Raw genomic sequence first — 20,155 nt, forward strand, 5'->3', positions numbered from 1 at the left:
AGGGTCCCGGAGGGTCCCGGAGGGTCCCGGAGGCCCGGAGGGTCCCGGAGGGTCCCGGAGGGTCCCGGAGGGTCCCGGAGGCCCGGAGGGTCCCGGAGGCCCGGAGGCCCGGAGGGTCCCGGAGGCCCGGCGGGTCCCGGAGGCCCGGAGGCCCGGAGGGTCCCGGAGGCCCGGCGGGTCCCGGAGGCCCGGCGGGTCCCGGAGGCCCGGCGGGTCCCGGAGGCCCGGCGGTCCGAGGGCCCGGAGGGGGCCGGACGGTCCGGAGGTCCGGGGGCTCGGGGGCCCGGAGGGGGTCGAGGGCCTGGTGGTCCGGAGGTCTGGGGGTTCCGGGGGCCCAGGGCCCAAAGGGGGCCAGGCGGTCGGGGGGTTCGGGCGGTCCGGGTGTCCGGGGTGCGGGGGCCCAAAGGGCCGGGCGGTCTGAGGGTCCGGTGGTCCGGAGGGGTCCGGGGGCCCGGGGGCCCGGGGGCCCGGTGGTCCGGCGGTCCGGCGGTCCGTAGGTCTGGGGGATCCGGAGGCCTGGAGGTCCGGCGGTCCGGGGGCCCGGCGGTCCGGCGGTCCGGCGGTCCGGGGGCCCGGCGGTCCGTAGGTCTGGAGGATCCGGGGATCCGGAGGCCTGGAGGATCCGGGGATCCGGAGGCCTGGGGGTTCCGGGGATCCGGGGCCCAAAGGGCCGGGCGGTCCGAGGGTCCGGGAGCCCGGAGGCCCCGGACGGTCCTGGGGCCTGGAGGCCCCGGGGAGGCCCTGGTGGCCCGGAGGCCCCGGGGGGCCCTGGGGTCAGTGCTCCCCGTGCCGCCGCCGGTCCCGGTCCTCCCGGCGCTGCTCGCGGCGCTCACGCTGCCGGTCCCGCAGCAGGTCGTGGTGGCCTTCGAGCATCCTTTGGTGGGCGTCGTGGACGTCGTCCCTGAGGGACTCCCCGAGCTCCCGCGACGCCGCCTTGCGGTCGAGCTTCTCCTGGCGGCGCTCCTCCTTCAGGCGCTGCCGCTCGGCCCGCGTGAGCTTGCGCTCAACGCCGACGCCGCCCCAGAAGGCGAAGCCCGTCACGATCACGCGCGGGGCGCCCGGGTCACCCGGCACGCCCTCCTCGCGCTGGTCGAAGCCGCCCATGATGCCGATGCCGCGCACGACGACCTCGACGCCGGGCGGCACGATCACCTGCATCCCGCCCATGATCGCGATGCAGTTGATCTCGACCTCGCCGTCCGCGAAGTTCGCCTCACGCAGATCGATCTCGCCGCCGCCCCAGAAGGCGAAGCAGTTGAACCGCTTCGGCACCGTCCAGCGGCCCCTGCGCTGGAAGCCCGACATGATCGCCACGGCCCACGTCGAAGACCCCTCGCCGCCGACGATCCGCCCCGCCCAACTCCCGCTCTGCACCGGCTCCTTGGTCATCGAGATCCGGGGAGCCGGCGCCGTCGCCGACGGCAGGTCCCGGGTGATCGGCGCGAGTTCGCCGTAGGTCCGCGCCTTGTACGTCGCGTCCAGCCGTTCCTCGAACTCCTCCATGTCGAGGCGCCCCTCCGCGAGGGCGTCCCGCAGGACCTCGGCGACTCGTTCACGATCGGCGTCGGAGGCGCGCAGCTCCGGAGCATCCTCGGTCATACACAGCAGCCTACGAGTTCCGGGCGGCGGGCACTACGCGGTCGCCCTCTCGGCATACATTTTGGCGATCACCGCTTCGATGTCCGGCTCCCGCACCGACAGGTCCACCAGCGGATACTCCGCCGCGATCCGGGCCACCAGCGGCGCCGCCGACGCCGCGGCCGGAAACGCCAGCCACTGGCGCGGACCGTCCACCTTCACCACCCGCGCGGGCGGCGGCGCCTCGATCGGCGGCAGTTCGCGCTCCAGGTCGACCACCAGGATCCGCTCGCTCTCCCCCGCCTCGTGCAGACCGGTGAGCGCACCGTCGTACATCATCCGCCCGTGGTCGATGACCATGACCCGCGAGCACAACTGCTCGATGTCCTGGAGGTCGTGCGTGGTCAGCAGCACCGTCGTGCCGTTGTCGGTGTTCAACTCCCGCAGGAACTCCCGCACCTTGGCCTTCGACACCACATCCAGGCCGATCGTCGGCTCGTCGAGGTACAGCACCTCCGGGTCGTGCAACAGAGCCGCCGCGATGTCTCCGCGCATCCGCTGCCCGAGCGAGAGCTGCCGTACCGGCACGTCCAACAACTCGCCGAGTTCGAGGAGTTCGACGAGCCGGTCGAGGTTCTCGCGGTAACGGCCGTCGGGGATGCGGTACATGCGGTGCATCAGCCGGTACGAGTCGATCAGCGGCAGGTCCCACCACAGCGTCGTACGCTGCCCGAACACCACCCCGATCCGGTGCGCCAGGCGCGACCGCTCCCGGGACGGGTCGATGCCCGCGACCCGCAGCCGGCCGCCGCTCGGAGTCAGGATGCCGGTGAGCATCTTGATCGTCGTCGACTTCCCCGCGCCGTTCGGGCCGATGTAGCCGACCATCTCGCCGCGCGGCACGGTGAACGAGATCGAGTCGACCGCCCGCACCTCACGCCGCTCCCGCTTCAGGAAGCCGGTCTTCTTGCGCACGTCGAAGACCTTCTCGACGCGGTCCAGTTCGATGAACGCGCTGTCCACTGCTAGCTCCCTGTACTCCGATACGACCTCAGCCCCGCCCGCCATGCGACACCGGCCAGCGCACAGCTCGCCGCCGCCACCAGCGGCGGTGCGAACGCCGCCCACTCCGGCAGGCCCAGCGGATACGGCCGCCCCAACACATAGGCCGCGGGCACCCAGTTGACGAAGGCCAGCGGGAACATGAAGGTCACCCCGCGCACCAGCTCCTTGCCGAACACGGTCGGCGGGTACTGCAACAGCGTCTGCCCGCCGTAGGTGAACGCGCTCTGCACCTCGGAGGCGTCCTGCGCCACGAACTGGAAGGCCGCACCCGCCACGAACACCGCGGAGAAGATCACCCCGCCGCAGACCAGCATCACCGGCACCATCAGCACCTTGACCGGCGTCCAGCCGATGTCCAGCGCGACCAGCGCGTAGCCCAGCACCAGCGCACCCTGCGTGATCCGGCCGACCCGGCGCAGCGCGAAACGGTCCGCGGCGACCTGGGCCAGTACCGGCGCGGGACGCACCAACAGCGTGTCGAGCGTGCCGTCACGAACCCGCGTGCCCAGCCGCCCCGCCGATCCGATCGCCAGGTCCGCGATCCCGAAGGACGTCGCCGACAGGCCGTACAGGAAGGCGACCTCGGGCAGCGTGTAGCCGCCGAGCACGTCGACCTGCGAGAACATCAGCAAGATCGCGACGAAGTCCAGCCCGGTCACCAGCACACCGCCGAACGCGGTCATCGCGAAGGACACCCGGTAGGCCAGCGTGGAGCGGATCCACATCGCGGAGATCAGCCGGTAGGCGCGCAGCCCCTCCAGCACACGGTTGCGCTCCAGCACACGATCGCCCTCACCCACCCTGGACCACCACCCGCCGGGTCGCCGCACCCTGCAGCAGCCGTCCGGCCGCCATCAGCGCCACCGCCCACACCGCCTGGAAGGCGAACGCGGGCAGCGCATCCGTCTGCCCCATCAGCACGTCGGCGGGCATCTGGAGCTGAGCCGCCCACGGCAGCGCCCGTACGACCTCGCCCAGCGGCCCCGGGAAGGCGTTCAGCGGCAGCGCCATACCCGAGCAGAAGATGCCGGTGACCATCATCGCCTGCAGCGCGCCCGTGCCGTCCAGCAGCCAGAACCCGCTCAGCGCCACCAGGAACCGGATCGCGAAGCTGACGATCATCGCGAGCGCGAGAGCGACCAGGAAGGCCAGCCACGTCATCGGATCGTCCGGGAGCGCGGTGGGGAAGAAGAGCACCCCGAACGCGAAGGGGATCACACCGCGCCCCAGGAGCTGGAACAGCGCCCGCCCCAAGTCGTTCGCCAGCCACCACAGTTGGAGGTCGGCCGGCCGGTACAGGTCAATGGCCACATCCCCGGTGCGGATGCGCTCCATGAGTTCGGTCTCGAAACCGCCGCCCTGGATCGCCAGCGTCGCGTACAGCGCCTGCCCCAGCCACACGAAGGTGACGGCCTGCGCCTGGTCGTACCCGCCCAGATGCGGCCGCTCCTCCCACAGCGCGAGATACGTGTAGACCAGGATCAGACCGAAGACGGTATTGGTGAACACCCCCGCGGCCGTGGCCGCCCGATACGTCGCGTACCGTCGAAAACCCCCCGCCGCGACCGCCGCGTACAACCGCGCCGCATCCACGGCACCGCCCTCCTCGCCCGACCAGCCCTGTTCGACACCGAAGCGCAGGAGCCTAGTCCGCGGGCTGTGGGCCACGCCACGCATTTTCCGGGCAAGCGCGTGCCGATTGTCGGGAACGGAACGCGTGGTGCGAGAGTCTTCAACTGGGGGCGCAGAAGGCGTACGAGGCGTACGGGAACGTAAGACGCGAAACAGGAGTCCGTGCACGACATGAGCGACGAGCCGCAGCCGCAGCAGCCGACCCAGGGCTGGGCCCCGAGAGAGCCGGAAGCGGCCGCCGAACCGGAGGGCAAGCCCAAGCGCCCCAAGCGGACCGGCTGGCGGCGGATCATCCCGACCTGGCGCATGGTGCTCGGTGGCTTCGTCGTCGGCGTCCTGCTCCTGATCGGCCTGTTCTTCCTCGGCTACTCCCTGGTCAAGATCCCGGCCGCCAACGCCTTCGCCACCAAGCAGAGCAACGTCTACCTCTACGCCGACGGCAGCCAGCTCGCCCGCGACGGCGAGGTCAACCGCGAGAACGTCAGCCTCGCGAAGATCTCCAAGGCCGCCCAGCACTCCGTACTGGCCGCCGAGGACCGCGACTTCTACACCGAGTCCGCGATCGACCCCAAGGCGATGCTCCGCGCCGGGTGGAACACCGCGACCGGCAAGGGCAAGCAGTCCGGCTCCACGATCACCCAGCAGTACGTCAAGAACTACTACCTCGCGCAGGAACAGACCGTGACGCGCAAGGTGAAGGAGTTCTTCATCTCGATCAAGCTGGACCGCACCGAGAGCAAGGACCAGATCCTCGAGGGCTACCTCAACACCAGCTACTTCGGCCGCAACGCCTACGGCATCCAGGCCGCCGCCCAGGCCTACTACGGCATCGACGCCACCGAACTGGACGCGGCCAAGGGCGCCTACCTCGCCGCACTGCTCAACGCACCCAGCGAGTACGACGTCGTCGCCCACCCCGAGAACAAGGCGGCCGCCCAGGCCCGCTGGAACTACGTCCTCGACGGCATGGTCACCAAGGGCTGGCTCAGCGCCTCCGACCGGGCCGGCATGAAGTTCCCCATGCCGAAGGAAGCCACCGTCTCCACCGGCATGTCCGGGCAGCGCGGCTACATCGTCGACGCGATCAAGGACTACCTCACCGAGAACAAGATCCTCGACAAGGACCAGCTCAGCGCCGGCGGCTACCGCATCACCACCACCCTGCAGAAGTCCAGGCAGAACGCCTTCGTCGACGCGGTCAACGACCAGCTGATGGACAAGCTCGACAAGAAGAACCGCAAGGTCGACACGTACGTCCGCGCGGGCGGCGCCGCCATCGACCCGAAGACCGGCAAGGTCGTCGCGATGTACGGCGGCATCGACTACGTGAAGCAGTACACGAACAACGCCACCCGAGGTGACTTCCAGGTCGGCTCCACCTTCAAGCCGTTCGTGTTCACCTCCGCCGTCCAGAACGACTCCCAGACGCAGGACGGCCGCGTCATCACCCCCAACACCATCTACGACGGCACCAACAAGCGGCCCATCGTGGGCTGGGACGGCGGCACCTACGCCCCCGAGAACGAGGACCAGGCCTCGTACGGCGACATCACCGTCCGCGAGGCCACCGACAAGTCCGTCAACTCGGTCTACGCACAGATGGCCGTGGACGTCGGCTCCGACAAGGTCAAGCAGACGGCGATCGACCTCGGTATCCCCTCGAACACCCCCGATCTGACCGCGTCCCCGTCCATCGCGCTCGGCCCGGCCAACGCGAGCGTCCTCGACATGGCACAGGCCTACGCCACGCTCGCCAACCACGGCCGGCACGGCACGTACACGATGATCGAGAAGATCACCAAGGACGGCACGAACGACATCGAGCTGCCGCAGAAGAAGACCAGCCAGGCCGTCAGCCGCGAGGCCGCCGACACCACCACCTCCGTCCTGCAGAGCGTCGTCGAGAACGGCACCGCCACCGCCGCCCAGGCCGCCGGCCGCCCCGCCGCGGGCAAGACCGGCACCGCCGAGGAGGACACCGCGGCCTGGTTCGCCGGCTACACCCCCGACCTCGCCACCGTCGTCTCCGTCATGGGCCAGGACCCGGTGACGGCCGCGCACAAGTCGCTGTACGGCGCGATGGGCCTGGAGCGGATCAACGGCGGCGGGGCGCCCACCGAGATCTGGGCACAGTTCACCAAGGACGCCCTCGAGGGCGAGCCCGTCACCGACTTCGACCTCGAACTCCAGCCGGGCGCCGACGTGATCCAGCCCCCCGTCACCGACGTCCCGGCCGACCCCGGCACGGGCGACGAGAACACCGGCGGCACCACGGGCGACACCACCGGCGGCCAGGACACCGAGGGCCAGACGGAGGGCCAGACCGGCGGCGACACGACCACCGACGGCGGCACGACGGACGGCACCACGGGCGACACGACGACCGGCACCACCACCGGGGACACGACCACCGGCGGCGACACGACCACGGACGGCGGCACGACGGACGGCACCACCGGGGACACCACCGGCGGCGACACGGCCACGGGCGGCACCACGGGCGACACGACCGGCGGCGACACCGGAGGCACGACGGGCGGCACGACGACCGGGGTCGGCCCGCAGCTCACAACGACGAGAAGGCAGTAACCGTTCGGGCTGCCGCCCGGACCGAAAAGGGGCTGGTGACGATGGTCACCAGCCCCTCTTCGATGCCGTTCTGCAGATCCAGGGATGCCGTTCTACAGATACAGGCCGGTCGAGTCCTCGGACCCCTCGAACCGGTCCGCGGCCACCGCGTGCAGATCACGCTCACGCATGAGCACGTAGGCGATGCCCCGCACTTCCACCTCGGCCCGGTCCTCCGGGTCGAACAGCACCCGGTCACCCGGCTCCACGGTCCGCACGTTCTGCCCCACCGCGACGACCTCCGCCCACGCCAGCCGACGACCGACGGCCGCGGTGGCCGGAATCAGGATCCCGCCACCGGAACGCCGCTCGCCCTCGCTGGTGTCCTGCCGCACGAGTACACGGTCGTGCAGCATCCGGATGGGCAGCTTGTCGTGCTGGGTGCTGTGCTCGTTTCTCTTGGCGCTCACGCCACGAACCTACCTGCCTTTGCCGCCCTCGGATGCCGCCGGGTCGGCCCTCGCTCAGCCCCTGCGCCGCCGGGTCCCCAGGGCGAGCAGCCCCACGACCCCGACGACAACGAGCGCGACGGGCACGACCCGCTCCAGCCGAGGCGCGCCGTCCTCGTCGACGAACTGGGCCTTGACGTCCGTCACGACCCGGTTGACCCCGACATAGGCCCGCCCGAGCGTGTGATCGACATTGGAGACGACCCTGGCCTTCGCATCGCCCACGATCGTCTTCGGATGCACCCGCACCCCGATCTCGTCCAGCGTGTCGGCCAGCAATTCGCGGCGACGCTTGATGTCCGCCTCGATCTGCGCCGGGGTTCTCGTGTCCGACGTGTCCGCCACCGTACGGCCTCCGAAGTCAGCTGATGCTTGTTCCGGACAGTCTGTCAGCTCAGCACCGGAACGCACTGTCCAGACCCCCCGTTACGCTAGACCGATGAGCGAGCGACTCCAGCCCGGGGACGTGGCCCCCGCCTTCACCCTCCCCGACGCCGACGGCACCGACGTGTCCCTGTCCGACCACAAGGGCCGCAAGGTCATCGTCTACTTCTACCCGGCGGCCCTGACCCCCGGCTGTACCAAGCAGGCGTGCGACTTCACGGACAACCTCGAACTGCTGGCCGGCGCGGGCTACGACGTCATCGGCATCTCCCCCGACAAGCCGGAGAAGCTGGCGAAGTTCCGCGACAAGGAATCCCTGAAGATCACCCTCCTCGCCGACCCCGACAAGACGGTCACCGAGGCCTACGCCGCCTACGGCGAGAAGAAGAACTACGGCAAGACCTACATGGGCGTCATCCGCTCCACGATCGTCGTGGACGAGGAGGGCAAGGTCGAGCGCGCCCTCTACAACGTCCGCGCGACCGGCCACGTGGCGAAGATCATCAAGGACTTGGGTATCTGAACGACACCCAGACATCGGGAGCCAGGTCGGGCCGATCCGGAACCGGCCTGCGCTCCTCTTTCCAGCCGTCCCCGGCAAGCTCGACGGCCACCCGTCGCCAGAAGCGGACAGCACCGGCATTGGCGTCCTGAAACGCGACCTCCCACTCCCCCGGGTGCCGGGCGACCACCTCCCGCACGGCCCGCAGCCCCACCCCGCCCCTCCGCACTCCCCGCACGACGAAGAAGCTGTTGAGCACGCGGGTGGGCCCACCGAGCCCCCGCACGAACGCGAACCCGACGGGCCGCTCGCCGAGGCCGAAGAGATACGGCGCCCAGCCGACGTCACCGGAGAAGGCAGCCTCCAACCGCTCACTGCGGAACGTCCCGTCCGGGTTGGGCAGTTGCCCCCCGAACTCGGACAGGTCATGCCGGAACAGAAGCCAGAGGCGTTCGACGGCGGGGCGGTCGGCCGGAGTGGCCGGTCGGATGTTCAACTCTGCTGAGGTCATGAAAAAAGCCTCCCGACCGGACAAGAGTCCGCACCCGGAAGGCCTCGCCGGTAAGCATATCAACTGCCTTTACGTTTCGAGCGTGACTGTCCGATAAGCGGTCCGTTACTCCGTACGAGGCCACGAACGTGCGGCCGAGAGGGAGGGGAACCATGGGGGTCACCGCGTATCCGAAAGAGCGGCTGGAGGAGGCGGCTCGGGGGGCTCGTACGTTGTCGGAAGCGTGCGGGAGATTGGGGGTGGATCCGAAGAGCTGGAAGCGGCGGTACATCTCCCAACGAATGAAGAAACTGGGGTGGATGTCTCGCACTTCGAGCGCGAGGGGCCAAGTGGACGAGGGAGATCCTTGAGCCGGTGGTCGCTGCATCGTCGAGCGTCAACGAGGTCCTACGGCGACTCGGGCTCGATGTAGTCGGCGGTCACCACACGAACATCTCGCGTCGTATCAAGGCTTACGGCATCAACACCTCCCACTTCACGCCAGTGATCCCCACGGAGCGGCAGCGGCACAACCAGCGCCGTCGGTCTGCCGAGGAGATCCTCACCGAGGACACGTCGACCCACGCCATGCGGGTCCCGAGCAACCGTCTGAAGCGGGCGATGGGCCAGCTGGGCATGGAGGAGCACTGTGCCCTGTGTGGGATCGAAGGGGAGTGGCTCGGAGAGCCGCTCCCTCTTGAGGTCGACCACATCGACGGCAACTGGCGGAACAACCGCATCGAGAACCTGAGGCTTCTTTGCCCCAACTGCCACTCGACGACGGACAGTTACCGAGGACGCGGCAAGGGGCGTGCCTCGTGACCAGCGGCGTGCAGTACACGCACGAGCGCCTGGTCGAGGCAGCAGCTCGGTGTTCCGACCTCGTCGAGGTCATTGCCTTTTTCGGCACCCGGCCATACGGCTACCTCCGCAAGTACCTCACCATGCGATTTGCCCACTTCGCCATCGACATCTCACACTTCGCCCCCTGCAGCCGGTCCGCCCGGCCCACACGCGACGCGTTACGGGCGGCCGTCACCGAGTCCTCCTCCATGGCGGAGGTGCTACGCCGCCTAGGCTGCACGAACAACGGTGCGCAGCGGAAGAAGCTGCACAAGTGGATCGCCGATGATCACCTGACGACGGCACACTTCCTGGGGCAGGCACACCAGCGGGGAAGGCCGGCCCCGAACGCCAAACGGCCTGAGGATGTTCTGGTACAGCACCAGGGCAAACAGCGGACGCCGACAAAGCGCCTACGCCGAGCGCTCATCGAGGTCGGCATAGCCGAAGAGTGCGCCAGGTGCGGCACTGGCCCGGAATGGCTCGGCAGGCCCATGACCCTGGAGATCGATCACATCAACGGGGACTGGCGGGACGACTGTCGGCGACGACAGACGCGAGAACCTGCGATTGTTGTGCCCCAACTGCCACGCCATCACCAGCACGTGGTGCCGAGGAGGCCGACGACGCACTGAGTTGCGCCCAGTAGAGTAAGCAACGCTGCGGGCCCGTACCCCAGCTGGCAAGAGGGCGCCGGTTTAGGTCCGGTGTGTCGTGGGTTCGAGTCCCACCGGGCCCACAGGAAAACAAGGCCCCGCATCTTCGATTCAAAGGTGCGGGGCCTTTCTGTAAGCTCAGCCCAACAGCTCCCGCACCACCGGCACCAACGCCCGGAACGCCTGCCCCCGGTGGCTGATCGCGTTCTTCTCCTGCGCGCTCAGCTCGGCGCACGTCCGCGTTTCGCCCTCCGGCTGGAGGATCGGGTCGTAGCCGAAGCCGTTCGTGCCGGTCGGCGTGTGGCGGAGGACGCCGCGGAGCCGGCCCTCGACCACCCTCTCCGTGCCGTCCGGCAGGGCCAGCGCCGCCGCGCAGGCGAAGTGGGCGCCCCGATGCTCGTCGGCGATGTCGGAGAGCTGAGCCAGCAGCAGGTCCAGGTTCGCGCGGTCGTCCCCGTGCTGCCCCGCCCAGCGGGCGGAGAAGATGCCGGGGGCGCCGTTCAGGACGTCCACGCAGAGGCCGGAGTCGTCGGCCACTGCGGGCAGGCCTGTTGCCTGGGCGAGGGCGTGGGCCTTCAGCAGGGCGTTCTCGGCGAAGGTGACGCCGGTTTCCTTGACGTCGGGGACGTCGGGGTAGGCGTCGGCGCCGACGAGGTCGTGGGGGAGGTCTGCGGCGGCGAGGATCGCGCGGAGTTCGGTGATCTTTCCGGCGTTGCGGGTGGCGAGGATCAGGCGGGTCATGGGGTCCAGTATTCCGGCCCCATGGCCCTCGCCTCTCCCCGGTTTCCCGGTTGACCTACGGCGTGCAGACCTACGGCGTGCAGACCTTCGTCAGTTCGCCCGCCGCGTCCGTGATCGGGCTGAGGTCGGGGGTGTTGTCCCCGTTCTCGACGGAGGTGCGGACGTTGGTGACGGCCTCGCTGAGGTTGTCGACCGCCTTGTTGACGTCGGCGTTGTCGGTCTTGTCGCCTATCTCGTCGAGGTTCTTGTCGATGGAGTCGAGGGACTCCTCGAGCTGCGTCGGGTCGTTCGACGCGTTCTCCACGGCCTGCTGGAGGTCGGTGACGCTGTCGGCGATGGCGTCGGCGGTCTGGACGCAGTCCAGTGCCTTGCTGACGGCGTCGCAGCCGGTGGTGAGGCCGGCCGTCAGTCCGACGGCGGCCACCGCGGCAACGATGGCGATTCGGCGACTTCGGCGGCGTCGGCTCGCGGCCATGGATCTGTTCCCTCCCGTTGACAGCAGGACCCTTGTCGGCCCCTCATGCTGGCCGGGCGCACAGCGGTCAGCCGTACGCCCGTACCGGTAATGACGCGAGGACGGTCGGCCGGGTTGCGCCTGGCGGCCGTCCTCCTTGGTGCGCCCTTTACTTTTCGAGGACCGTATCAAGTGCCTTGCGCTGCAAGGCGGCCAGGTCTGTGCAGCCGGCGACGGCGAGGTCGAGGAGGGCGTTGAGTTCGTCGCGGGCGAAGGGTTCGGCCTCGGCCGTGCCCTGGACCTCGACGAAGCGTCCGTCGCCGGTGCAGACGACGTTCATGTCGGTCTCGGCGCGGACGTCCTCCTCGTAGCAGAGGTCCAGCAAGGGCACCCCTCCCACGATTCCGACCGACACCGCGCTCACCGTTCCCGTCAGCGGCTGGCGGCCGGCCTTGATCAGCTTCTTGCCCTGGGCCCAGGAGATGGCGTCGGCGAGTGCGACGTATGCGCCGGTGATGGCCGCGGTGCGGGTGCCGCCGTCGGCCTGGAGCACGTCGCAGTCGAGGACGATGGTGTTCTCGCCGAGTGCCTTGTAGTCGATGACCGCGCGCAGGGAGCGGCCGATGAGGCGGCTGATCTCGTGGGTGCGGCCGCCGATCTTGCCGCGGACGGATTCGCGGTCGCCGCGGGTGTTGGTGGCGCGGGGCAGCATCGAGTATTCGGCGGTGACCCAGCCCTCGCCGCTGCCTTTGCGCCAGCGCGGGACGCCTTCGGTGACGGAGGCGGTGCAGAAGACCTTCGTGTCGCCGAAGGAGACGAGGACGGAGCCCTCGGCGTGCTTGCTCCAGCCGCGTTCGATGGTGACCGGGCGGAGTTGTTCGGGGGTGCGGCCGTCGATTCGAGACATGGCGTTGAGCCTAGCCGTACCTGCGGAAGGGGCCCCTCCCGCGGTGGGAAAGGGCCCCTGTCGAGTGAGTGCACAGCCCTTGCGGGGCGCGCGGGTTCACATCATGTCTTCGATTTCCGCGGCGATGGGGTCGGCGTCGGTGCCGATGACGACCTGGATGGCGGTGCCCATCTTGACGACGCCGTGGGCGCCGGCGGCCTTCAGGGCGGCCTCGTCGACCTTGGCGGCGTCGATGACCTCGGTCCGGAGGCGGGTGATGCAGCCTTCGACCTCTTCGATGTTGTCGATGCCGCCGAGCCCGGCAACGATCTTCTCAGCCTTGCTGGCCATGTTGTTTCTCCCTGATCCGAACCGCTTTTTCGCAGTAACCCACAGTTGGCCCATCTTTGCGAGCGATCGCGCCGCACGTCCCGAAGGATGACGTCACAGCACCGAAATCGTCCGTAGCTGGTCTACACCACCTGACAGGCGGTCGCCAAACCATGAGTGCCGAGAACTCCGGGAGTGCCGAGTCGGCGGTGAGCCCCTCGCGCACTCGTTGGAACAACGTGTTCCAGGGGCTGCAGAAGATGGGGCGCAGTCTTCAGCTCCCCATCGCGGTACTCCCGGCCGCGGGCATCCTCAACCGGCTGGGGCAGCCGGACGTGTTCGGGGACGACGGGCTCGGCTGGACGAACATCTCGAAGGTGATGGCGGGCGCGGGTGGTGCGCTGCTCGACGGTTCGCTGGGGCTGCCGCTTCTGTTCTGTGTCGGTGTGGCGATCGGCATGGCGAAGAAGGCGGACGGTTCGACGGCGCTCGCGGCGGTGACGGGCTTTCTCGTCTACTACACCGTGTTGCGCCAGTTCCCGGAGGACTGTCCTGACGGGGCGAAGGCCGTTCCCAACATCGGCTGTCTGGCGACGGTCGAGGGCACGGTGACGGCGTTCACGTTCGAGAACCCGGGGGTGTTCGGCGGGATCATCATGGGTCTGATGTCCGCCTACTTCTGGCAGCGGTACCACCGTACGAAGCTGGTGGACTGGCTCGGCTTCTTCAACGGGCGGCGGCTGGTGCCGATCATCATGGCGTTCGTGGCGATCGCGTTCGCGGCGGTGTGCCTGTGGATCTGGCCGCCGATCGGTGACGGCCTGGAGAACTTCAGCGACTGGCTGGACGGCCTGGAGGCGTGGGGGGCGGGCATCTTCGGCGTGGCGAACCGCGCCCTGCTGGTGATCGGGTTGCACCAGTTCCTGAACGTGCCCATCTGGTTCCAGTTCGGCAGTTACACCAAGCCGGACGGCACGGTGGTGCACGGTGACATCAACATGTTCCTGGCGGGCGACCCGGATGCGGGTCAGTTCACCTCGGGCTTCTTCCCGATCATGATGTTCGCCTTGCCGGCGGCGGCGCTGGCGATCACGCACTGTGCGAGGGCGAGCCGGCGCAAGGAGGTCGGCGGTCTGATGCTGTCGGTGGCGCTGACGTCGTTCGTCACCGGGATCACCGAGCCGATCGAGTACTCGTTCCTGTTCGTCGCGCCGCTGTTGTACGTGGTGCACGCGCTGCTGACGGGTGTGTCGATGGCGGTGACGTGGGGGTTCGGGGTGCACGACGGCTTCAGCTTCTCGGCGGGTCTGATCGACTACGTCATCAACTGGAATCTGGCGACGAGACCGTGGGGGATCATCCCGATCGGCTTGTGCTTCGCTGTCGTCTATTACGTGATCTTCCGTTTCGCGATCACGAAGTTCGATCTGAAGACACCGGGTAGGGAGCCGGAGGAGGAGGTCGAGGACGTCACCAAGGTGTAGCCCGGCAGTCAGCCGTACAAACAGGTAGCCCACAGTAGCTTTCCCGTCACGGGAATCGTGGGTTCCTTATGCGTCCTTCATCGTGCTACAACAGGTCTACACCACTGAGTGGTGTAGACCACCACCCGATGGAGGAAGTATGAGCTCCGCCACCGCAACGGCGACTCCCGCGAAGAAGCGGGGATCCGGCCTGTTCCAGGGCCTGCAGAAGGTCGGCCGCAGCCTACAGCTCCCGATCGCCGTGCTTCCGGCGGCGGGCCTGCTGCTGCGCCTGGGGCAGGCGGACGTGCAGGAGAAGCTGCACCTGCCCGCCGATGTCGCGAAGGTGTTCGCCGGAGCCGGCGGCGCCATCCTGGACAGCTCGTTCGGGCTGCCCCTGCTGTTCTGTATAGGCGTGGCCATCGGCTTCGCGAAGAAGGCGGACGGCTCGACGGCGCTGGCCGCCGTGGTCGGCTTCCTCACCTATTACGCGGTGATCCACCAGTTCCCGATCAAGGACGGCCACGAGGGCGCCACGTACACGGCCACCGGACTCGGTGGCGGCTTCTGGCAGAAGGGCAACGAGGCCGCGCAGGCCGCGTCCTTCCAGAACCCGGGCGTGCTCGGCGGCATCATCCTCGGCCTGCTGACGGCCGTGCTGTGGCAGCGCTACCACCGCAAGCAGCTCGTCGACTGGCTCGGCTTCTTCAACGGCCGCCGGCTCGTCCCGATCATCACGGCCGCCGTCGGCACCGTCCTGGGTGTCCTGGTCGTCCTGGGCTGGCAGCCCGTCGGTGACGTCATCACCAACTTCGGCGAGTGGATGACCGGTCTCGGCTCCTTCGGCGCGGCCCTCTTCGGTCTGATCAACCGCGCGCTGATCCCGATCGGCATGCACCAGTTCGTGAACTCCGTGGCCTGGTTCCAGATCGGCGACTTCACCAACTCCGCGGGCACCGTCTTCCACGGCGACCTGCCGCGCTTCTTCGCCGGTGACCCGGACGCCGGTCTGTTCATGACCGGCTTCTTCCCGATCATGATGTTCGGTCTGCCCGCCGCCGCCCTGGCCATCGCGCACACGGCCCGCCCCGAGCGCCGCAAGGCCGTGATGGGCATGATGATGTCGCTGGCGCTGACCTCGTTCGTCACCGGTGTCACCGAGCCGATCGAGTTCTCGTTCATGTTCATCGCCCCGTTGCTGTACGCGATCCATGCCGTCCTCACCGCGCTCTCGATGGCCGTGACCTGGGCGCTGGGCATGCACATGGGCTTCAGCTTCTCGGCCGGTCTGACCGACGTCTTCATCAACTGGGGCATCTCCACCAAGCCCTGGCTGCTGATCCCCGTCGGCCTGGTCTTCGGCGCGATCTACTACGTCGTCTTCCGCTTCGCCATCGTCAAGTTCAACCTCCCCACCCCGGGCCGCGAGCCCGAGGAGGAGGTCGAGGACCTCACCAAGGCGTGAGACCCCCGCTCCACCAAGCCGTACGGCACGACGAAGGCCCCGGAACCGGGAAGGTTCCGGGGCCTTCGTGCACGTACAAAGCTCTAGATCTCGTACGACTTCCCCGGCGCCGCCAGTTCCACCGGACCGTCGTACGTCGCGCGCGCGTCGGCCAGGTTGACCTGGGGGTCGGTCCACGGGGGGATGTGGGTGAGGACCAGGCGGCGGGCTGTTGCCCTGCTCGCCGTCTCGCCCGCCTCGCGGCCGTTGAGGTGCAGGTCGGGGATGTTCTCCTTGCCGTGCGTGAAGGCGGCCTCGCACAGGAACAGATCGGTGTCGCGGGCCAGTTCCTCCAGGGCGGGGCTGATGCCGGTGTCGCCCGAGTACGTCAGGGACTTGCCGGCGTGCTCGACGCGGATGCCGTACGCCTCCACGGGATGGGCCACGCGTTCGGTGTGGACCGTGAACGGGCCGATGTCGAAGGTGGAGGGCTTGACCGTGTGGAAGTCGAAGACCTCGCTCATGGAGGAGGCGGTGGGGGTGTCCGCGTAGGCCGTGGTGAGGCGGTGCTCGGTGCCCTCGGGGCCGTAGACCGGGATCGGGTCGCAGCGGCCGCCGTCGTGGCGGTAGTAGCGCGCGACGAAGTACGCGCACATGTCGATGCAGTGGTCGGCGTGCAGATGGCTGAGGAAGATCGCGTCGAGGTCGTAGAGACCGCAGTGGCGCTGCAGCTCGCCAAGGGCACCATTGCCCATGTCGAGAAGCAGCCGGAAGCCGTCGGCCTCGACGAGGTAGCTCGAGCAGGCCGATTCCGCGGACGGGAACGACCCCGAGCAGCCGACGACGGTGAGCTTCATAAAGCAGAAACCTCCGCTGGCGGGAACTTTTCTGGGAAGGAGACGGGGGTCGTGCGGTCCGTCGAGCGTAAGGCGCAAAACTCGCGGTCGCTCCTCCACCAGGGGCTGTTGTGTGCGAACTCACCTGTGGTGTCACCGGTTCGGCTGGACCAGGGGCGTGCGGGGCGCGCAAGAAGGCGGGCGGGGGTGAATGCGCGCCGGTACCGTCGTGCCCATGGATACGTCCTGGTGGCTCGCGCTCGCGGCCCTCGTGTTGCTCGCGATCGTCGCCACGCTCGTCGACGGGTGGGGGCGCGGGCGGCGTCCCGCGGGGCGGCGGACCCGGCCGCCGGGGCGTCCGACGCGGCCGGGCGGGCGGGGCAGGACACGTCCGCGGCCTGCGGAGATCTGGTGGGCGAATGTGCCCTACGAGGACGGGCCCGGGGGCAAGGACCGGCCCTGTCTGGTGCTGGTGGTGCACGGGGACCGGGCGACCGTCGCGAAGATCACCAGCAAGTACCACGACGAGCGGGCCGGGGTGATCCCGTTGCCGCCGGGTGCGGTGGGCGATGCCCACGGGCGCGCGAGCTTCCTGGAAACGGACGAGCTGCGCGAGGTGCCGGTGTGGGAGTTCCGGCGGAGGGTGGGGGTGGTGGACCCGGTCCTGTGGGACCAGGTCCGTCACCTCGCCACGTGATCAGGCCTTACGCCCAGAGCTGGCCCTGGAGCGTCTCGATGGCCTCCTCCGTCGTGGCGGCCGTGTAGACGCCGGTCGAGAGGTACTTCCAGCCGCCGTCGGCGACGACGAACACGATGTCCGCGCTCTCGCCGGCCTTGACGGCCTTGTTGCCGACGCCGATCGCCGCGTGCAGGGCGGCGCCGGTGGAGACGCCCGCGAAGATGCCCTCCTGCTGGAGGAGCTCGCGGGTGCGGGTCACGGCGTCCGCCGAACCGACCGAGAAGCGGGTGGTGAGGACGGAGGCGTCGTACAGCTCGGGTACGAAACCCTCGTCGAGGTTCCTGAGCCCGTACACCAGGTCGTCGTAGCGCGGCTCGGCGGCGACGATCTTGACGTCCGGCTTGTGTTCGCGGAGGTAGCGGCCGACGCCCATCAGGGTGCCGGTGGTGCCGAGGCCCGCGACGAAGTGGGTGACGGACGGGAGGTCGGTGAGGATCTCCGGGCCGGTGGTGGCGTAGTGGGCGCCGGCGTTGTCCGGGTTGCCGTACTGGTAGAGCATCACCCAGTCGGGATGCTCGGCGGAGAGCTCCTTGGCGACCCGTACGGCGGTGTTGGAGCCGCCCGCGGCGGGCGACGGGATGATCTCGGCGCCCCACATGCCGAGCAGTTCACGGCGTTCCTGCGAGGTGTTCTCGGGCATCACGCACACCATGCGGTAGCCCTTGAGCTTGGCGGCCATGGCGAGGGAGATGCCGGTGTTGCCCGACGTGGGCTCGAGGATCGTGCAACCGGGAGTCAGGCGGCCGTCCTTCTCCGCCTGCTCGATCATGTGCAGGGCGGGACGGTCCTTGACCGAGCCGGTCGGGTTGCGGTCCTCCAGCTTCGCCCAGATACGGACGTCGGCGGACGGCGAGAGCCGCGGCAGGCACACCAGAGGGGTGTTGCCCACCGCGGCCAGCGGGGAGTCGTAACGCATGGGGGGTCAGCGGGCCTTAGACCATGCCGCCGGCCACGGCCGGCAGGATCGTGACGTTGTCGCCGTCGGCGAGCTTGGTGGTGATGCCGTCGAGGAAGCGGACGTCCTCGTCGTTCAGGTAGACGTTGACGAAGCGGCGCAGCTCGCCGCCGTCCACGATGCGGGCCTGGATGCCCGCATGCCGGGTCTCGAGGTCGGCGAAGAGCTCGGCGAGGGTGTCCCCGGTGCCCTCCACGGCCTTCTGGCCGTCGGTGTACGTGCGGAGGATGGTCGGGATGCGGACCTCGATGGCCATGGCTCAGGGCTCCTGTCGGAAGGTGTTCGGGTCGGTGGGCGCGCGGCAGCGCTGTACAGCGGGGCTGGTGCGGATCAGGCGCCGCGGCTCACGGGCCGTACGGCGGCAGGGGGCAGCGTCAACAGATGGCGCTGGCGAGCCTGCACAGGTCGACGTGCAGCCGCGCCACGAGCAGCATGCCCGGCGTCTTTTCGCTCACGTCGTGGGAAACCATGGGCTCATCGTATCGATTCCCGGTCGGGGTCCCGGAGTGTGATCCCACATTCCGGACGGATTCCGGCCGGGGAGTGAGACCGTACTGCTCAGGCGGGCCCGTGAAGGACCGCTCAGGCGGACCCGCGCAGGACCAACCGGGTCGGTACGACGACGGAGGGCGGCGCCTCGATCCGCTCGGTGCGGCCGAAGAGGAGCCGGGCCATCAGACGGCCCATGCCCTCGACGTCCTGGTGGACCGTGGTCAGGGGCGGGTCGGTCGACTCGGCGATGTCGGCCAGGTCGTCGAAGCCGACGACGGCCACGTCCTCGGGCACCCGGCGCCCGCGTGCCCGCAGCGTCTGCAGGGCGCCGGAGGCCATGAGGTCGGAGGCGACGAACACGGCGTCCAGGTCGGGGCACCGGTCGAGGAGGGCGGACATGGCGTCGGCGCCGCCCTGCCGGGTGTAGTCGGCGCGCTCGGTCAGGTCGGGCGAGGCGTCGAGGAGGACGTCCCGGTAGCCGGCGAGCCGGTCGGCGGCGGAGGTCTCCTGGTCGTAGGGGCCGGTGACGGTCGCGATGCGTTCCCTGCCGAGCGAGACCAGGTGCTGGACGGCCTGCCGGGCTCCCCCGCGGTTGTCGCCGTCGACGTACGCGTGGCGGTGCATGGTGTCGCCGTCGCGCAGCAGCGGGCGGCCGCCGAAGACGGCGGGCAGGCCGATCCGGTCGATCATCTCGGGCAGCCGGTCGCCGGGGCGCAGCGAGAACAGGACCGCGCCGTCCACGTGGCCGCCGCCGAGGTAGTCGGCCACGCGCGCGTAGTCGTCCGGTTCGTCCAGGAACAGCAGGACCGCCTGGGCGCCGTGCTCGGCGAGCTCCCTGCGGATGCCGCGCAGGAGGCAGTCGAAGAACGGGTCGAGGAAGAGGCGGTTGTCGGGCTCGGTCGCCACGACCGCGATCGCGTTGGTGCGGTGGGTGACCAGTTGGCGGGCGGCCTGGTTCGGTACGTAACCGAGCTCGGTGATCGCTTCCCGGACGCGGTCGACGACCTCGGCGCGCACCTTGGGCTCGTCGTTGATCACCCGTGACACCGTGGACTTCGAGACGCCGGATTTGCGGGCGACGTCTTCCAGGGTGGGGCGCCGTAAGTTGGGCCGCTGCGTCAACGCCATCTCCGATACGGCGAGTTGCTCGGGTGGGTACCCGATCAGTATGCCTCGACGACCTTGATCTCCTCCTCCGTGACCTCGCCCTCGACGATCCGGAACGAGCGGAACTGGAAGGGGCCCGCGTCGTCCGTGTCCGCCGTCGAGACCAGGACGTAGTGCGCGCCGGGCTCGTTGGCGTAGGAGATGTCGGTGCGGGACGGGTAGGCCTCGGTCGCCGTGTGGGAGTGGTAGATGACCACCGGTTCCTCGTCGCGGTCGTCCATCTCGCGGTAGAGCTTGAGCAGGTCGCCGGAGTCGAACTCGTAGAACGTGGGCGACATGGCCGCGTTGAGCATCGGGATGAAGCGCTCGGGACGGTCCGAACCCGCCGGGCCCGCGACGACGCCACACGCCTCGTCGGGGTGGTCCTTGCGCGCGTGCGCGACGATCTGGTCGAAGAGGGCCTGGGTGATGGTCAGCATGT

At 69.2% G+C, this 20,155-nt stretch carries 23 protein-coding genes, 1 tRNA gene and 1 pseudogene; 8 read left to right on the plus strand and 17 right to left on the minus strand.

Going from position 1 to position 20,155, the window contains the following annotated elements; genetic code table 11:
• Positions 1-774: 774 nt before the first annotated feature.
• The 4 genes from ADK57_RS11270 to ADK57_RS11285 form a co-directional block, all read right to left on the minus strand.
• A complete protein-coding gene (locus ADK57_RS11270) occupies positions 775-1,599 on the minus strand; it encodes a DUF1707 SHOCT-like domain-containing protein (RefSeq protein ID WP_053749261.1) in 825 nt (274 codons plus the stop codon).
• 33 nt (positions 1,600-1,632) lie between these two features.
• Complete coding sequence (locus ADK57_RS11275) at positions 1,633-2,646, minus strand: ABC transporter ATP-binding protein (protein WP_053749262.1); 1,014 nt, start codon at positions 2,644-2,646, stop codon at positions 1,633-1,635.
• On the minus strand, positions 2,604-3,368 hold the full coding sequence (locus ADK57_RS11280) for an ABC transporter permease (protein WP_078973072.1): 765 nt from the start codon (positions 3,366-3,368) through the stop codon (positions 2,604-2,606). Before ADK57_RS11280 ends, ADK57_RS11275 begins: the two co-directional genes overlap by 43 nt.
• Before the next feature lie 67 nt (positions 3,369-3,435).
• Positions 3,436-4,236: an ABC transporter permease gene (locus ADK57_RS11285; protein ID WP_053749264.1), complete on the minus strand. Its 801-nt coding sequence runs from the start codon at positions 4,234-4,236 to the stop codon at positions 3,436-3,438.
• A 210-nt stretch (positions 4,237-4,446) separates the two neighbouring features.
• Here ADK57_RS11285 and ADK57_RS11290 point away from each other — a divergent pair, with 210 nt between their 5' ends.
• Positions 4,447-6,864: a transglycosylase domain-containing protein gene (locus ADK57_RS11290; RefSeq protein ID WP_053749265.1), complete on the plus strand. Its 2,418-nt coding sequence runs from the start codon at positions 4,447-4,449 to the stop codon at positions 6,862-6,864.
• 92 nt (positions 6,865-6,956) lie between these two features.
• Here ADK57_RS11290 and ADK57_RS11295 read toward each other — a convergent pair whose 3' ends face one another.
• Positions 6,957-7,313: a GroES family chaperonin gene (locus ADK57_RS11295; protein ID WP_053749266.1), complete on the minus strand. Its 357-nt coding sequence runs from the start codon at positions 7,311-7,313 to the stop codon at positions 6,957-6,959.
• A gap of 54 nt (positions 7,314-7,367) precedes the next feature.
• On the minus strand, positions 7,368-7,697 hold the full coding sequence (locus ADK57_RS11300) for a DUF3618 domain-containing protein (RefSeq protein WP_053749267.1): 330 nt from the start codon (positions 7,695-7,697) through the stop codon (positions 7,368-7,370).
• Positions 7,698-7,791: 94 nt separating this feature from the next.
• On the opposite strand from ADK57_RS11300, the gene bcp reads away from it, so the two are divergent.
• Positions 7,792-8,259 carry a thioredoxin-dependent thiol peroxidase gene (bcp, locus tag ADK57_RS11305; RefSeq protein ID WP_053749268.1) on the plus strand — a complete coding sequence of 156 codons (468 nt, stop codon included), beginning with the start codon at positions 7,792-7,794 and terminating at the stop codon, positions 8,257-8,259.
• On the opposite strand, the gene ADK57_RS11310 is transcribed toward bcp, so the two are convergent.
• The gene (locus tag ADK57_RS11310; RefSeq protein WP_053749269.1) at positions 8,240-8,749 is read right to left on the minus strand and encodes a GNAT family N-acetyltransferase; all 510 of its coding nucleotides are present in this window, start codon (positions 8,747-8,749) and stop codon (positions 8,240-8,242) included. The genes bcp and ADK57_RS11310 overlap by 20 nt on opposite strands.
• 152 nt (positions 8,750-8,901) lie before the next feature.
• Between ADK57_RS11310 and ADK57_RS11315 the strand changes: the two are divergent.
• From ADK57_RS11315 to ADK57_RS11325, 3 genes and pseudogenes are all read left to right on the plus strand, one after another.
• Positions 8,902-9,550 (plus strand): annotated as a pseudogene (locus ADK57_RS11315) (HNH endonuclease signature motif containing protein).
• Positions 9,547-10,206, plus strand: a complete 660-nt coding sequence (locus ADK57_RS11320) for an HNH endonuclease (RefSeq protein WP_420711851.1) — start codon at positions 9,547-9,549, stop codon at positions 10,204-10,206. The pseudogene ADK57_RS11315 and the gene ADK57_RS11320 overlap by 4 nt, the downstream one beginning before the upstream one ends.
• Positions 10,207-10,235: 29 nt before the next feature.
• Positions 10,236-10,310 (plus strand) — tRNA-Leu (locus ADK57_RS11325).
• A 55-nt stretch (positions 10,311-10,365) separates the two neighbouring features.
• Here ADK57_RS11325 and rdgB read toward each other — a convergent pair.
• The 4 genes from rdgB to ADK57_RS11345 all read right to left on the minus strand — a co-directional run bounded on the left by rdgB (position 10,366) and on the right by ADK57_RS11345 (position 12,659).
• Positions 10,366-10,968 carry an RdgB/HAM1 family non-canonical purine NTP pyrophosphatase gene (gene rdgB, locus ADK57_RS11330; RefSeq protein WP_053749270.1) on the minus strand — a complete coding sequence of 201 codons (603 nt, stop codon included), beginning with the start codon at positions 10,966-10,968 and terminating at the stop codon, positions 10,366-10,368.
• Positions 10,969-11,038: 70 nt separating this feature from the next.
• On the minus strand, positions 11,039-11,443 hold the full coding sequence (locus ADK57_RS11335; protein ID WP_053749271.1) for a hypothetical protein: 405 nt from the start codon (positions 11,441-11,443) through the stop codon (positions 11,039-11,041).
• 148 nt (positions 11,444-11,591) lie between these two features.
• Complete coding sequence (gene rph / locus ADK57_RS11340) at positions 11,592-12,329, minus strand: ribonuclease PH (protein WP_053749272.1); 738 nt, start codon at positions 12,327-12,329, stop codon at positions 11,592-11,594.
• A 96-nt stretch (positions 12,330-12,425) separates the two neighbouring features.
• The gene (locus ADK57_RS11345; RefSeq protein WP_053749273.1) at positions 12,426-12,659 is read right to left on the minus strand and encodes a glucose PTS transporter subunit EIIB; all 234 of its coding nucleotides are present in this window, start codon (positions 12,657-12,659) and stop codon (positions 12,426-12,428) included.
• A 152-nt stretch (positions 12,660-12,811) separates the two neighbouring features.
• On the opposite strand from ADK57_RS11345, the gene ADK57_RS11350 reads away from it, so the two are divergent.
• Positions 12,812-14,122, plus strand: coding sequence for a PTS transporter subunit EIIC (locus ADK57_RS11350; protein ID WP_053749274.1), 1,311 nt, complete (start codon positions 12,812-12,814; stop codon positions 14,120-14,122).
• Positions 14,123-14,261: 139 nt separating this feature from the next.
• The gene (locus ADK57_RS11355; RefSeq protein WP_053749275.1) at positions 14,262-15,566 is read left to right on the plus strand and encodes a PTS transporter subunit EIIC; all 1,305 of its coding nucleotides are present in this window, start codon (positions 14,262-14,264) and stop codon (positions 15,564-15,566) included.
• A gap of 83 nt (positions 15,567-15,649) precedes the next feature.
• On the opposite strand, the gene ADK57_RS11360 is transcribed toward ADK57_RS11355, so the two are convergent.
• Positions 15,650-16,402 carry an MBL fold metallo-hydrolase gene (locus ADK57_RS11360; protein ID WP_053749276.1) on the minus strand — a complete coding sequence of 251 codons (753 nt, stop codon included), beginning with the start codon at positions 16,400-16,402 and terminating at the stop codon, positions 15,650-15,652.
• 214 nt (positions 16,403-16,616) lie between these two features.
• On the opposite strand from ADK57_RS11360, the gene ADK57_RS11365 reads away from it, so the two are divergent.
• Positions 16,617-17,078: a type II toxin-antitoxin system PemK/MazF family toxin gene (locus ADK57_RS11365; protein ID WP_053749356.1), complete on the plus strand. Its 462-nt coding sequence runs from the start codon at positions 16,617-16,619 to the stop codon at positions 17,076-17,078.
• 7 nt (positions 17,079-17,085) lie between these two features.
• Here the strand turns inward: ADK57_RS11365 and ADK57_RS11370 are convergent, their stop codons facing one another.
• The 5 genes from ADK57_RS11370 to ADK57_RS11385 form a co-directional block, all read right to left on the minus strand.
• A complete protein-coding gene (locus ADK57_RS11370; protein WP_053749277.1) occupies positions 17,086-18,036 on the minus strand; it encodes a PLP-dependent cysteine synthase family protein in 951 nt (316 codons plus the stop codon).
• Between the two features lie 16 nt (positions 18,037-18,052).
• Complete coding sequence (locus ADK57_RS11375; RefSeq protein WP_053749278.1) at positions 18,053-18,331, minus strand: MoaD/ThiS family protein; 279 nt, start codon at positions 18,329-18,331, stop codon at positions 18,053-18,055.
• A 118-nt stretch (positions 18,332-18,449) separates the two neighbouring features.
• Positions 18,450-18,545 carry a putative leader peptide gene (locus ADK57_RS52210; protein ID WP_019759525.1) on the minus strand — a complete coding sequence of 32 codons (96 nt, stop codon included), beginning with the start codon at positions 18,543-18,545 and terminating at the stop codon, positions 18,450-18,452.
• Positions 18,546-18,657: 112 nt separating this feature from the next.
• Positions 18,658-19,695 (minus strand): LacI family DNA-binding transcriptional regulator, encoded by a 1,038-nt coding sequence (locus tag ADK57_RS11380; RefSeq protein ID WP_053749279.1) that lies wholly within the window; start codon positions 19,693-19,695, stop codon positions 18,658-18,660.
• A gap of 35 nt (positions 19,696-19,730) precedes the next feature.
• Positions 19,731-20,153 (minus strand): Mov34/MPN/PAD-1 family protein, encoded by a 423-nt coding sequence (locus tag ADK57_RS11385; protein WP_053749280.1) that lies wholly within the window; start codon positions 20,151-20,153, stop codon positions 19,731-19,733.
• Between the last annotated feature and the right edge of the window lie 2 nt (positions 20,154-20,155).

It is taken from the genome of Streptomyces sp. MMG1533 (assembly GCF_001279775.1).
GTDB lineage: Bacteria > Actinomycetota > Actinomycetes > Streptomycetales > Streptomycetaceae > Streptomyces.